The organism is Citrobacter sp. Cpo148, assembly GCF_030332375.1.
In the GTDB taxonomy this organism is placed as follows: domain Bacteria; phylum Pseudomonadota; class Gammaproteobacteria; order Enterobacterales; family Enterobacteriaceae; genus Citrobacter; species Citrobacter portucalensis.
Window position 1 is genome coordinate 155,594 of the sequence record NZ_JAOWHY010000048.1, and the last position, 14,270, is coordinate 169,863.

Below are 14,270 nucleotides of genomic sequence, written 5' to 3' on the forward strand. Positions count from 1 at the left end.
CCTATTTATCCATCGGGAAGCCTTCTTCCCGCATTTTGGTGAAAACTTGCTGCCAGCGAGAAAGCCTCTTGCTGTCCCCAACGCGTTTATTGTTTTGATTGCCGGGAAGCCAAAGGCCAGTGTTGTTAAAGGAGTAGACGGGTAATAAGTCCATGCGCTGCGTAGCAGGCGAAATGGTGCTGGTCAGGCTGTCGAGCACCAGAGGAATCGCCCCAGGGGTGGCGTACCAGGTGAGCACCATATGCGCGCGATTTAAACGCAGGGCTTTAACGTAGGTGATGCGAAGTTTGTCTTCTGACACGCCCAACTGGCGGAGGGTGAAATATTTGGCGATTGCGTAGTCTTCACAATCCGCCTCACCTTTGCGCAGCGACTCGATAGGGGTCGCCCAGTAATCGACGTTATGCCAGACATCAATGTCTTCGGTATAGCGGATCTTATCGTTAAAGAATTGATTTACAGCGCGTAATTGCGTTTGCTCGTCAGCATTACGCAACTGGAGCAGAAGCTGTTGCCAGGCGTGGATCCGTTGCTGTGCTTCTGGTGTTGCCGGGCCATATAGCGCATCGGACTTTTGTTGAATATTGGCAAAATCCCAGGCCGCGCGTAGCGAATGGACTGACAGCAATAGCAGCAGCGCCCCGGGGATTTTCCATAGGCGTAGCAGGCGGTGGCGTAAGCAGCGGCGGATAATGTTCAATGGCTATGCTGGCAACTGCCCGGTGACGGGTTTTTCAGCTTTTCGCAGGACCAGGGGGACAACCACTTTTTACGTAATTGCACGTTGGCCGGCGAGGCAAAAAAATCTTTCAGCGTACTGTCAACAAACGTCACAAACTGCGGATCGTTTTTCCTCATCATAATGGCATAGTGCATCTCATTGCCGATGCTCTCAGAAGAGACGCTGAACAGTTCAGGTTGCTCGCTATGATTAATCAGCGGCCAGGCCAGAATGTCATCGACAAAGAAAGCGGCGGATTCATTATGCGCCATTTTCTCAAATGCGCCGTTTATAGTGGTGGTGGTAATCGTTGAAATATTAAGATGTTGCTCTCTGTTGGCTTTATTAAATTCCAGCAAATCTTTAGAGCTACCGGTCAGACTTACCGTGCGTCCTTTTAGATCGGCAATTGAATTTATATTATTTTTACGCAAAGAGATGATGCGCATTTTCGCGGTGTAGTAGTTGAGCGAAAATGAAACGCTGGAGGTCCGCTCCGGTGCGTTAGTATTTACACCACAGTCCATATCTATTTTCCGTGTGTTTAATGCGGAGAAACGTTCGGCAAAATTCACGGGGATATAATGAATGGTTAAGCTGTTGAGCTTCAAATACTGGCGCAACTTATCGGCAATCATGTTACATACCGCGATGGTATAACCCGTGACTTTGCCATTGTGGTCAGTAAAAGAAAACGGTGGCAGCTGGCGATAACCCACGTTGAGCACGCTGCTGTTCTGAATATGATCGAGCGTCGCGGCGTTCTGCTGCGCCATCAGCGCGGGGGTGATACCGATGCCTGCCAGTAAAAACAGCCATTGCACTATGCGGTTCACCCTTGTCATCTCACGATTAATTATATTTTTCATAATCAAAACTGATCTTCTTTTTAGCAGACGTTAATGCTTTCAGGTTATCTGACATGGGAATGTTTAAATTAATGGCTTTCGGCGGAATCGGTGACTGAAACCATTTATTGTACAGCGCAGTAAATTCGTTGCTGGCCATCAGCGAGGAGAGAGTGCCATCAACAAATTCTTTAAATTCTTTATCGTGTAACGGGAGTAACAAGCCGGCCGGTAGCGGGGCGCTGAGCGCAATGTCGGAAAGTTTATAGTCTCCAGGATTAGGCGTTTGCGCGATCATCCCTTTGAGTAAAACCGTACTGGAGATCAGTGCAGAATACTCACCATTCTTCAGTTCATTGAAGGCGGTAATGTTGTTGGTATCGAGTTGAATATTAATATCCAGGTCATTGGCGGCATTCACTTTTTGCAGTTGCTCAACGTAAATCGTGCCGCTTTTTACCAGTACGCTATGTCCGGAAAGCTCTGCCAGATTGTCGTTGCTTTCATTTTTACGCATGACGAAGCGGGTACTTGAAAAATAAAACGGCAGCGAGAACTCGCTAATGCTGTGGCGACTTTTCGAATAGAAGGCCGGGATACACATGATGTCTGCCATGTGATTTTTAATCAGGACAAACTGCGATGCCGAGTTAGCTTTTACCCACTCGACCTTCAGGTTTTTAAGCTGAAGTTTTGTCTTGAGCGCGCTGACGATACTGTTGCAAATATCAATGGAATAGCCGGCAGGTACGTTGCCATTCTGCCAGGAGAAAGGAAACGCATCATCCTGATAACCAAGGGTAATGCTTTTCTTGCTGGCGATTTGCTCCAGCGTGTGCAACGGCAGGGCTGAGCCTGCTAAGCATGGCGTTGCTGAAACTATTAACAGGGCAAAAATCGTCAGCATGCGCTTTACCGGGCGAAAGAAGTCAGACATTGCACAGTCCTTCTTCAATGACCTCTTTGGCAAATGCGGAAAGCACTTCACGCTCGCGCAGCGGATAGCTAAAGAAATAGCCCTGAACATTCTGGCACTCAATGTCGCGCAGAATGTCACGCTGCTGCGCGGTTTCTACCCCTTCAGCGGTGACCGACATATTGTACTTATGGGCAAACTGAATCAGCATCACAATCAAATACTGACTGGCATTATCTTGCTGGAGCTTATCGACCAGCGTGCGCGCAATCTTGATGCGAGTGAAAGGATAGATCAGCAGATAATCCAGCGCCGCGTAGCCGGTGCCTAAATCATCCATCGCGATTTCAATGCCCAGTGAGCGGATCTCTTGCAGCACGGGCAAGGCAATCGACTTATCCAGCTTTTCGGATTCGGTAATTTCTATTTCAAGGCGCTCGGCTGAAAGTTGACTGATGCGTAACGCATCTTTGATAACGTCAACCAGTCCTGGGCTGTGCAGTTGGTAGGCCGATATATTGACGGCTACCCTGATACGCTCCGGCCATTTGGCAGCGGCTTCACAGGACTGACGAATAATCCATTCGCCCAAACGGACAATCAGACCGGAGTTCTCGGCGATGTTGATAAAATAATCAGGGTAAATCAGACCCTTGGTGGGATGATTCCAGCGTATCAGCGATTCGTAGCCATATACGCTTTCATCTTCCAGATTGATGATTGGCTGGTAATGAAGCTCGAATTCCTTGTTATCAATACCATCGATGATTTCCTGATTAATAAACAGGCTGTGGGTATGCTTCATCACCATGCCGTCTTCGAAGAAATGGAAGCAACCCCGGCCATGATGTTTTGAGGCGTACATGGCAAGGTCGGCATTGATCATCAACGTCGAGGTATTATTGCCCTGATACGGCGCGGTGGTGATACCGATACTGCAGCTGATGGAAAAAGTATGCGTGCTCCAGGTAAACGGGGTGCTCAGCGCACGAATAATCCGCTTCGCCAGCCGATTCGCTTCTTTGATGGCGTTATCGCTGACATGTTGCAGAATGGCGAATTCATCACCGCCCAGACGCGCTGCGATATCGTTAGGTCCCAGCAAGAGCTGCAGGCGCTGGGCAACGCTGATTAACAGCTCATCGCCGGCTTTATGACCAAAGGTGTCGTTTACTGGTTTGAAGTTGTCGAGGTCAATCAACAGCAGGTTAAACGGTTTTTCGTCCTGATGGATTTCACTGACGCGCTTATCTAACGCCTGGCCAAACGAAACGCGGTTGGGCAATCCGGTCAGTGAATCATGATGGGCCATATGCTCCATCTTTTGCGACATTTCATGCATTCGTTGCAGATAGCCGCGTTCTTTCATGGCGACGCGCAATTTTTCAATCGCCCCGGCCAGATGTCCAATCTCATCGTCCTGATCAAGATAGGGCGTTATACAGTCCGTCTCTTCATGGGCGATGCGGGTAAGGGAGTTAATCAGCAGCGGAACCGGACGGAATAAACGGCGCATAAACATCGTGACCAGTGCCAGCGTTACCAGCAAAATCAGAACAAAAATGATACTGCTTTTTTTCAGCATCGCATCGTAGGTGGCGTAGAGATCGCTTTTTTTACCAATGCTGCTTATCAGGCTACCGAGGATCTCACCTGAAGGCGTCAAAATAGGAACGGCGCTGATAAAGCACTCTTCGCCATTAATTTGGGCGAAGCCAACATAGTAGTTACCCAGCACATCGCGCGGCAGACGACCGGGGAAAGAGATGATCCCATCACCCTCTTCTGACTTGTTGTTGATGCCAACAAACCCTTTCTCCGGCGTATACAGAAACAACCAGGTGGGGCTATGCGTCTGTACTGATGCCAGTGCCAGAACGTCAACCGGGTTATAACCGGTTTGCATAATAGAGTCGGTGTCACCAATCTGTCTGTCGGAGACAATGCGGGATATCTGCCCTGCATCGCTGGTTTCGACCGAAACGGTGGTATACACGTTGCGGATGATGTAGGTCATAATCTGTGCATTCGCTTCAGCCCGCTGTACCCACTGCTGATAAGAAAAGTTATCTATCAGGCTCCAGTTGGTAAACGCGCCAGCACTAAACGCAATAACGATACCCGCCAGCAAGAATTGCGTTATTTTGCCAGTGATTGAATGTTGCCACCCTTTTATTGCTTTAAGGGAAAACAGAGACTTTGCCACGGATTATGTTAATTCCTGAAAAGATTATTCGATACTAAAATTAATTTCTGCTATTACTTGATGGAATATTATTGTTGCAAATAAGTAGATGAAAGATGTGAAACGTAATGACGTAACAAATAACTAACATTGAACCATGGTGAGTAATGACAAAAATAACGGTATGCGAATATAGATAACGCTGCTCTTTTCGTCAATAGGCAAAAGTGTACATAAAAATACATTTTCTGAATGCCCCTTTCAGGATATTAATGTTGACATTCATGGTGCTTGAGAAGATTTTTTTATACGTACTGGTTGGAGGTGTTGGGAAACTGACAAAGGCTTTTTTGTTTTTTACTAAACATCAATGAATTAGCAGTTTTTTGGACAGGCATTTTAGTGATTTCATCCCCACCGGATGTCCATTTTTGTCTATAAATGGGTATTTATTTCCTGATTTGATATGAATAACATGCTCTCTTCATTATAGAACCTTATTTTATTTTCTCAGTGCGCGGTCAATGTTGACAATTTTGCTATGGTTCATCGGCTGACCCAAAAGGATTTGTTTGTGACATTCGAGTCTGGATTAAAGTCCTATTGGTATAGTGCATAGCGGATAAATTGATTTGGACGCAATAATAAATTCAAACACGATAAAAAACATTCGGGAATGGTGCCTGCCACTTGTCTTACCTGGCCTTTTTTACCCGCTGGCACAATATCTTAACGGTTATAGCATTCTCAATAATACTATTTTAACAGTTTACGATCTCAAGCTAGCCGTATTTTCTGCCGCATTGGTCTTGTTCGGTTTTCGGGTGTTGCCGGGGTTTCTTCTGTTCCTGACGGTCATGTTTGTGGTCGGTCCGCAAAATGAACGGGTAGATGCGTTGTGCCTGATCATCGCGTCGACCTTAAGTTATGCCGCGTACCGCAAATTCACCGGCAGACGCAGCTGCGTTAGCTTTGGTCGCATCAAAATTAGCTTTAATCGTCTGCTCTGGCTTTGTGGCTACAACGTCCTGCTGTATCTGGTGTTCAGCAAACTCTTTGCAATGTTTGTCGCCCACGGACAACGCCCCGATGTGGATAACATTCCGGCGTTGAGTCTGGGCATGCTGGTACGTATTCAGGGGATCATCAACGGTTGCCTGACGGGGATCCCTTTATTTTACAAGATTTACCGCATCATTCGTCGACCGTCTTTCCTGCTGACCTTTCTGCGGGCCATTGCTGAACAGTGTAAAGGCAATATCGGCGTCTACGGCGTTATATCATGGTGCATCTTGCTGTTTTTTCTGATGTTCTTCTTAACATCACCGGATAATTTGGATGTTTTTTTCTCTATCTATAGCCTGATCCTGTTATTTCCGTTGATGTTGTGGGGAGCAATCAAGATTGGCCACTTGTTCACAATGCTGGTGTGGACGATCGTATTAATCATCTTAGGCAAACATAACGACAGCTATATCGCCAGCGATGTTAACTTCATGCTGCATCAGGCGCTGGTTTCGACGTTGATCTTTGTCTTTTCACTCACCATTGTGATCATGGGGGTACTGGCAAAATTTACCCGTCAGCGCTTTAACCAGGCGCTGCTGCTGGGGCTGACTGACCCGATGACAGGCATGGCAAATTTACGGGCGCTGAAGACGGAGCTATTTACCACTGAACGCGCGACTGTATGTCTGATACAGATCCCCGAGCTGGAGCTTTTTTCGCGTCGCTATGGTTTTCATTTCCGCGCCCGCTACCAGAAGATCCTTGCTGAGCATTTGCGCAGACATCTGGTGAAAAGCGAGAAAGTCTATTACCACGCGGGTTATGATCTGCTCATTCGGCTGGAAAATGGCACCTGGGAGCGGCTATGCGATCTGTATCAGGCCGCCAACAGTTTTCGTCTCTTTTACAACAACCATCGGTTGGGTTTTCGCAGTGGTTTGGGCTATTGCCTGATTAACGATCTAAGTGATGACATTTATCAGCTGGTGGGGAAACTGGGCATGGTGGCGGGTTTATCACTCACCAACGGCAGGCCGGAAAACCTTGAGGCGCAGCATAGCCGGATCCTTGGCAACCACATTGTTGATAAAACGGAAATTCGCACTGCGCTGCAAAATGCGCTGGATAACAATGCGTTTGTCCTGATGGCACAGCCAATAGTTAGTACCCACGGTGAAGCGCCGTATCATGAAATATTGATCCGTATGCTTAACGAACGGGGAGAATTTATTCCACCGAACAGTTTCCTGCCGGTTGCTCATGATGCGGGGCTGGCACCGGATATCGATCTCTGGGTTATCGAAAATACCCTCAAATTTATGCGTAACCACCCGCAGCATTGTTTTTCTATTAACCTGGCACCGGTGACGGTGTGTCGTTCAAATATTGTCATGAAGATCACCCAACTCCTGCACGACTACGCGGTGGAGCCACAGCGGATTATTTTTGAAATAACGGAAGCAGATACGTTATCAGACAAAGAACAAACCGTGGAAACGCTACGTTTAATACGTCTGCTGGGATGTCGGGTGGCAATTGATGACTTTGGCACCGGGTTTGCGAGTCATGCGCGCTTGATGAATATCGAAGCAGATATCCTGAAAATAGATGGCTCTTTTATTCGACGGATCACCGAAAGTGAAATTAGTTACTACATCGTTGAGTCATTCTGCCGCGTTGCTGAAATGAAAAAAATGCAGGTGGTCGCTGAATTTGTCGAGAACGCCACTATTCAGGCCTGTCTGGAAAAAATGAATGTGGGCTGGTTACAGGGATATCACATTGGCAAACCTACGCCGCTGTTCACGCTCGAATCACAGGGCGCTAGCTCCTGATGACCAAAAAAAGAGTAATTTCTTCTCAGGTAGAGAATAAAAATCATGAGTGACATTATTAAAGTAAAAAATCGAACGGCGAATACCACCAGTGAGGGACCGCGCGCTCGACTATTGTCCTGGCTGCACAACATCCATCCCGGTGTGGCGATGAAGCTCGGTATGATTTTGGTTGTTTGTATCGCAACGTTGCTGATTGGCGCCTCTTTTATATTATCGTCTTATCTTTCCAGAGAATTGCAGGTCAATGCGCTGGAGATGATTAAAACCAACACGCGGATATTCCACAACAGTATTTCTAACGAGTTTCAGCGTGTGACTCGTGATGCGGAACATTACAGCAATGTTTATATTAATAATTATCAAAACGTTGCCAATAAACCGCTGCGTTATATGGACTCTACTGAATTAAAAGCGGTGCTGAGCAACCCGAACACCAACGCGCACTTCACAGAATTAACCAGCGTATTTGCCAGTACGTTTATTCTGCAAGGCGAGCAATTTGTACGTGTCAGCAGTACGTTACTGGCGAGTTCAGGCAATACGGCAACAGCAACAGCGCTAGGGCATGATAATCCTGCGTTGCCGCTGCTTTTGAAAAATAAACCCTTTTCCGGTGTGGTCACACTGTTCGGTAAACAGTTTATTAGTCACTACGAACCGATTGCCGACAAATATGGTCAGGTCGTGGGGGCCGTCGCGGTGGGTTTCGACGTCAAACAGAGTTTGCAACCGATCATTCAGCGTTTGTTGAATGTGCATATTGGTAAAGATGGCTACGCCTATGTGCTGGATGCCGGATTTGAACCTGGTCGTATGTTGGTCCACCCCTCGTTGAGCAACCAGCAGGCAATTAATATTACCGATGCCAATGGTTTTAAGCTGTTTGCCGACATGCTCGAACACAAGAATGGCATCACTTACTACAACTGGGTGAGCGGTTATGGCGCATTGCCGAAGACCAAAGTTGCCGTTTATGAATACGTTGAAGGGATAAACTGGATAATCGCCACCACCAACTATGTTGATGATGTCGCCAAGAGCAGCAATCTGGTGCGTAACGGTCTGCTGCTGTTTACCGCGCTGCTGCTGCCCATCATTTTACTGCTGATTGCTGTGGCCAGCCGTTTCCTGATTTCCCGGCGCTTAAATCGTGTCCTGGGGATTGCACAAACCATTGCCGAAGGCGACTTAACGGTGGATGTTCAGGTCGATCACCACGATGAGATCGGCGAACTGCTGAGTGCGGTGGAGATGATGCGTCAGCGTCTGCACTCGTTGGTAGGCGGTATGGTTTCTCATGCAAATTCGGTACATCAGGCATCTTTGCATATTACCGAAGCGGTCGATGGGCAGGCATCAACCAGCGTGGAAACCTCATCTTCAGTGGCTGAAATTACCTCCACCATGGAAGAGCTGTCTGCCTCATCGACACAGATAGCCGAACACTCACGGGCGGTTGTGGATATTGCCAACCAGACGCTCGAGGACTGCAATAAAGGCTCCGAGTCGATGTCGCAATTGCTGATGCGTATGACGGATATTGATACCGACAATCAGCAAAATATGCGTGAAATCATGATGCTTGGTAATAAGTCGACGGAAATCAGTCGCGTGATGGTGATCATTAACAGCGTCGCGGATCAGACGAAACTTATCGCCTTTAACGCAGCGCTCGAAGCTGCCAGCGCCGGGGAAGCCGGTAAGCGTTTCTCGGTGGTGGCGGCTGAAATCCGCCGTCTGGCGGATTCGGTGACGGAATCGACGGTTGAAATTGAAAATAAGATCAACGAGATCCAAAACGCGATTAATCGTCTGGTGCTGAACGCGGAAAAAGGCGGCGAGAGCATTAAAGCGGGCGCAATAGCCTGTAAAGTCAGTGCTGAACATCTGAACGATATCGTTGTTACAGCTGAGCAAACCTCGACGGCGGCGCTACAAATATCGCTATCAACACAGCAACAGAAAACGGCGAGTAATCAGGTGGTCATGGCGCTACGTGAGATCGTTGTTGCCAGTAACTATACCTCGCAATCTATCAAAGACATTCTGGTTGTCAGTCAGGATATGACACAACTGTCGAAAGCGCTGAAAGAGGCTTCATCCTCATTCACACTGACGGAAACAGATGCATGAATAGCAGCAACATTCGGGTGCTGATCCTCGACCTGGGCAGCGCATCGCGTAATGAGCTGGTCAGGCAACTGGAGGATCACCCGCACATTAAGGTGGTGGGGCAAGCAGCCCATCGCAGGCAGGCGATCCGACTGTTGCAACAGCTGATGCCTGACCTGCTGATTCTGACGCTGGATGTCTCGAGCGCCGATAACGTCGAGATCGTGGAAACGATCATGGCAACCAGCGCAATCCCGATCCTTGTCATGAGATTTTATCCAGAGAATCAATGGGATGATGACTACATTTCCCGTGGTGCGTTGGCGGTGTTGCACCATAGCAGTGATTCACCACTCTCAACGGATGCTTTGCATCGTAAAGTAGAATTATTGGTCGGTGTAAAAGTCATTCGACATATCAAGGGATTACGCTATCCAAGCGAACCGGTAATCCCCACTACACGACCGATGATAGACGTTGTAAAAACGCCACAAGACTGGCCTTTTGTGCTGGCGATTGCCTGTTCGACGGGCGGGCCGCAGGCGCTAAGTAAGCTGTTACAGGATCTGCCCGGTACGTTCCCGTGCCCGGTACTTATTGCCCAACATATTGCCGATGGCTTCGCGAAAAATATGGTGCATTGGCTGGATAGCGTGACCGATCTGAAGGTGCGACTGGCGCAGGAGGACGATCGGGTGGAAGCGGGGTATGTGTATATATTGCCGCCGGAGCAGCACCTGATCGTTAAAAGCAACCAGCGTTTAGCGGCAATCCCAAGACAGGAAAGCGACGTTTACCATCCCAGTTGCAACCTGTTGCTGGAGTCGGTGGCTGAGGTGTTTCGCGAAAAAGCCGTCGGACTGATTATGACCGGCATGGGCAGCGATGGCTGCCGCGGCATTGAGCTTATTGTCCGCCGTGGCGGAACAACGCTGGCGCAGGACGAAGAAAGTTCGGTGGTATTCGGTATGAATAAGAACGCGATCGACAAGCAACTAATACACCGCACGATCCCTCTGGATGGTCTTGCTGCGGTACTGCTTTCGATGGCTTGCCACGGGAATGTTGAGAGTAAATTGCCATGATCCCTAATCTTCCTGACTATGCGCGCCTGATCAAAGAACGGGTCGGTTTGCACTTCGATAACGCCATGGAAGCATTGCTGAAAACGGCGCTGGGTCGGCGAATGTCCGAGCGAAAAATCAATGATTACTATGAATACTATGAACAACTGCGTAGCTCGCAGAATGAGTTTGATAGTTTCATCACGCTGATTACGATTAACGAAACCTATTTTTTCCGTGAAAGCGATACGCTGGATTTAATCTGCGATAAATGGATCCCGCGTCTGTTGCAACAGCGCAGCGGCCCGGTGCGAATTCTGAGTGCCGGATGCTCTTCCGGAGAGGAAGCCTACTCGTTGGCGATCAAGCTGCATGAGAAATACCTCGGCGGGATGGCCCAGCGCATTGAAATTTACGGCTGTGATATTGACCCAGCAATCCTGGCAAAAGCCCGCAACGCCTGCTATTCAAGCTACTCGTTTCGCGGCGTCGACCCGAGTATTCAGCAACGCTACTTTACCCGCTCGGGAAACCTCTACCGGCTGCATGATGAGATCCGTGAGAAGGTCACCTTCCATCGCACCAACATTATAAAAGAACAGTTACTGCCGGAAGTGGACATCATTTTGCTGCGCAATGTGTCCATCTATTTTGATACGCCAACGCGTCGCGAGCTGCACGGTAATTTGCTGAAGATGTTGCAACCGCAGGGAGCCTTATTTTTTGGCAATGCGGAAACGCTGGCTAACAATTTCGACATTCTGAAGCTGGAGCAGGAAGAGGGGATTTTCTATTTTTGCCACCATCGTGAAGCGGCAAGGGTTGTGCCTGTCCCCAGAGTTGCGGTGCGCATTCCGCAGTCGAGAGCGGTGGTTGAACAGGTTCCTCTGGTGCCCACGGCGCAGCAGAGTAATGACTGGCTGAAGAAAGCGCGCGCCAGTCTCGATGAAAAATGTTTTTCTGAAGCTGAAAAGTGTATCGCCTGTGTATTACGCGACGATCCCCGTAATCAGGATGCGCTTTTGATCCAGGGCGTTATTGCCCTCGAACAGCGTGAGTTTTCTCAAACAGCCGGAAACGCACAGCAGATCCTCGCCCAGGATGAGTGGTCGGCAGAGGCCAAGATGCTGCTCGGACTGGCGATGATGTGGCAACACCAGACCCAGCAGGCCATCGCCTGGTTCAAACAGGTGGTTTATCAGGAACCTGGCTACTGGCCTGCACACTATTATCTGGCTGAAATGTACCGGCAAAGCGAGTTATACCAGCCTGCTCAACGGACTTATCGTGTGGTGATGCAGTTACTGAACGACGAGATAAACAATCCGTCATCGGTTTGTCGTCTGCGTTTGCCAATGGTATTTCCTGGCAATACGTTTCGTTTCCTGTGTGAACATCAACTGGCGCAATTCGCCCATCAAAGTGGCTAATAAGAGCGATTATGGCTATCGATCTGAAAAAATTCGTTCTGCGCTTTATTGATGAAGGGAGAGGTCATTTGCAGACGATCAGCGAAGGGGCGTTTCTCCTCTCCGCTGATGAACATACTGACGCCTGGATAGGTGAGATGTTTCGCGCTGCGCATACCCTGAAAGGGGGCGCGCGGATGCTGAAGCTGCAAAGTATTGCCGATGTCACGCATCATCTTGAAGATGTATTGAGTGAACTGCGTGATAACAAACTGACGCCGGACAGGGCGCTGGGCAATCTGATCCATGAGTCTGTGGAGTACCTTTCTGGTCAGCTTACCCAGCTTTTTGTCAGCGAAGGGGATAATCAGTTGCCACCGGCGGATGCCGGGCTGTGCGAACGCCTTGCCCGCGCCAGTCGGGGAGAGGATATCACGCTGGCTGTCGAAACTGCCGGGGCAACAGAAAAACCGGTAGTCCCAGCGCCTGCGACACCTTCCAGCATGGATGCCGGAATTAAGCAGGCGGATTTCGTTCGGGTAAAGCTGAATAAGCTCGATGGCCTGATCGACATTCTGGGGGAGGTGCTCGCCGGACATGATCGCCTGGAACAGCAGATACAAAACCTGAGTCAACTGGTACCACGGTTACCGGGATTGAGTGCTGAACAGCTTCGCCAGCAGATCCATGACTTTAGCGCCCAGCTAAAAGAAAGCGTTCAGCTCCAGCATTTACAGATGTTTGAACTATACGATGTGGCGGCGCGGATCCGTATGCTGCCACTTTCAACGTTGTTTGAACCCATTTCGCTGCAGGTCAGCGAACTGGCTTCCACACTGAACAAGCAGGTGGTGTGCCGCTTTGTTGGCGGAGAAGTGGAAATCGACCGCCAGCTCATTGATCGGCTTTCGGAGTCGCTGACTCATCTACTGCGTAATGCCGTCGATCACGGGATTGGTGAGATCGACGAACGTCTGGCGCTCGGTAAATCCACTCGCGGCACGATTACCATCACTACTCAGCAGGACGGCAGCGGGATATTACTGCGTATCGAAGATGATGGCCGTGGTCTGAACTATGAGGCCATCAGCGCGAAGGCGGTCAGTAAAGGTCTTGTTCCCGCTTCAATGGTCGGGCAGCTCTCCGAGCAAGAATGTAATGAGCTGATTTTTCATCCCGGCTTTTCGACCAGCAAGATAGTCTCCGAGCTTTCTGGTCGCGGTGTTGGTCTTGATGTGGTGCGCAAAACGGTGGTGACCGACCTGCAAGGCGATTTGCAGGTTTATAGCCGTCCGGGAGTCGGAACCAGCTTTAACCTGCGGTTGCCTGTTTCGTTAACCATGATGCGGATTTTGCAATTTGAAGAGCAGGGGCACCTTTTTGGACTGGCTGCGCAGTATGTGGTTGAGGTGGTGGAATGCACGCCACAGGGGATCAGCGATATCGCCGGACGTCCTGCAATTATCTTGCATAACGAGTTTATCCCGGTGGTTTGCGTAGGTAGCTTACTGGGCATTCATGAACGCCAGAGCAGCTTTTCAACGCCCGGACAGCGATTAATCGTGGTGCAGAACCAGTACAGCAAAATGGCGCTGCAAGTGGATAAGCTGCTCGATGAACGCAAGATGATGATCAAACCGTTACCGAAGCATATGCAACAGCAGTCGCTGGTCTCCGGGATGGTACAAACACCGGATAACCAACTGGTCAGCATCCTGCACGTTCCCGCGCTGATGGCGATGGCGCAACAATCACGGCAAACCAGTACACCAGCGCCCGCCACGAGCGTAACGCAGGATGCCTGGCATGTGTTGGTGGTCGATGACTCACTGAATACCCGTGAGATAGAAAAGAACGTGCTGGAAGCGCACGGCTATCAGGTGACTCTGGCAGAAGACGGGCTGTCGGGGCTGCAAAAAGCGAAACTGACCCAGTTTGATGCCGTACTGACGGATGTCGAAATGCCGTTTATGGATGGTTTCACCTTCACCAAATCGTTGCGTGGGGAGAAAAACTACCAGCATACGCCAATCATCATCGTGACGTCCCGCGCGAAGGAAGAGGACCGGCGACGGGGGATTCAGGTGGGTGCGGATGCCTACATCGCCAAGGGCGATTTCGAGCAGGACAGTTTGATAAAAACATTAAAAATGCTTTTGTGCTGATGGC

Annotated in this window: 9 protein-coding genes; 5 read left to right on the forward strand and 4 right to left on the reverse strand. The window is 49.3% G+C overall.

All coding sequences use genetic code 11. The annotated features are described in order from the left end of the window. Position 1: 1 nt before the first annotated feature. From lapG to OGY10_RS19350, 4 genes are read right to left on the reverse strand one after another with little or no spacing between them, the layout of a single operon-like run. Positions 2–694 (reverse strand): cysteine protease LapG, encoded by a 693-nt coding sequence (lapG, locus tag OGY10_RS19335; RefSeq protein WP_410724577.1) that lies wholly within the window; start codon positions 692–694, stop codon positions 2–4. Positions 695–696: 2 nt separating this feature from the next. Next, positions 697–1,566 (reverse strand): transporter substrate-binding domain-containing protein, encoded by an 870-nt coding sequence (locus tag OGY10_RS19340; RefSeq protein ID WP_225280790.1) that lies wholly within the window; start codon positions 1,564–1,566, stop codon positions 697–699. A 7-nt stretch (positions 1,567–1,573) separates the two neighbouring features. Next, a complete protein-coding gene (locus tag OGY10_RS19345) occupies positions 1,574–2,506 on the reverse strand; it encodes an amino acid ABC transporter substrate-binding protein (protein ID WP_032941732.1) in 933 nt (310 codons plus the stop codon). Then, positions 2,499–4,691 carry a putative bifunctional diguanylate cyclase/phosphodiesterase gene (locus OGY10_RS19350; protein ID WP_003825843.1) on the reverse strand — a complete coding sequence of 731 codons (2,193 nt, stop codon included), beginning with the start codon at positions 4,689–4,691 and terminating at the stop codon, positions 2,499–2,501. The genes OGY10_RS19345 and OGY10_RS19350 overlap by 8 nt, the downstream gene beginning before the upstream one ends. A gap of 611 nt (positions 4,692–5,302) precedes the next feature. Here OGY10_RS19350 and OGY10_RS19355 point away from each other — a divergent pair. Genes OGY10_RS19355 through OGY10_RS19375 form a run of 5 tightly spaced genes read left to right on the forward strand, consistent with a single transcriptional unit; the run spans position 5,303 to position 14,266 of the window. Continuing rightward, positions 5,303–7,513: a sensor domain-containing phosphodiesterase gene (locus OGY10_RS19355; protein ID WP_353655384.1), complete on the forward strand. Its 2,211-nt coding sequence runs from the start codon at positions 5,303–5,305 to the stop codon at positions 7,511–7,513. 45 nt (positions 7,514–7,558) lie between these two features. Continuing rightward, complete coding sequence (locus OGY10_RS19360; protein WP_008785652.1) at positions 7,559–9,649, forward strand: methyl-accepting chemotaxis protein; 2,091 nt, start codon at positions 7,559–7,561, stop codon at positions 9,647–9,649. Beyond that, positions 9,646–10,713, forward strand: coding sequence for a chemotaxis protein CheB (locus OGY10_RS19365; protein ID WP_286577228.1), 1,068 nt, complete (start codon positions 9,646–9,648; stop codon positions 10,711–10,713). The genes OGY10_RS19360 and OGY10_RS19365 overlap by 4 nt, the downstream gene beginning before the upstream one ends. Beyond that, entirely contained in the window at positions 10,710–12,122 is a 1,413-nt protein-coding gene (locus OGY10_RS19370) for a CheR family methyltransferase (protein ID WP_258736726.1), read from the forward strand. Before OGY10_RS19365 ends, OGY10_RS19370 begins: the two co-directional genes overlap by 4 nt. A gap of 11 nt (positions 12,123–12,133) precedes the next feature. After that, a complete protein-coding gene (locus OGY10_RS19375) occupies positions 12,134–14,266 on the forward strand; it encodes a hybrid sensor histidine kinase/response regulator (RefSeq protein ID WP_252429445.1) in 2,133 nt (710 codons plus the stop codon). Positions 14,267–14,270 lie beyond the last annotated feature (4 nt).

What these genes read in the sequence shown, in the direction of transcription:
- OGY10_RS19340 (WP_225280790.1), bottom strand. Translation starts at nt 1,566, where the DNA reads ATGACAAGGGTGAACCGCATAGTGCAATGGCTGTTTTTACTGGCAGGC.
- OGY10_RS19345 (WP_032941732.1), bottom strand. Translation starts at nt 2,506, where the DNA reads ATGTCTGACTTCTTTCGCCCGGTAAAGCGCATGCTGACGATTTTTGCC.
- OGY10_RS19360 (WP_008785652.1), top strand. Translation starts at nt 7,559, where the DNA reads ATGAGTGACATTATTAAAGTAAAAAATCGAACGGCGAATACCACCAGT.
- OGY10_RS19365 (WP_286577228.1), top strand. Translation starts at nt 9,646, where the DNA reads ATGAATAGCAGCAACATTCGGGTGCTGATCCTCGACCTGGGCAGCGCA.
- OGY10_RS19370 (WP_258736726.1), top strand. Translation starts at nt 10,710, where the DNA reads ATGATCCCTAATCTTCCTGACTATGCGCGCCTGATCAAAGAACGGGTC.
- OGY10_RS19375 (WP_252429445.1), top strand. Translation starts at nt 12,134, where the DNA reads ATGGCTATCGATCTGAAAAAATTCGTTCTGCGCTTTATTGATGAAGGG.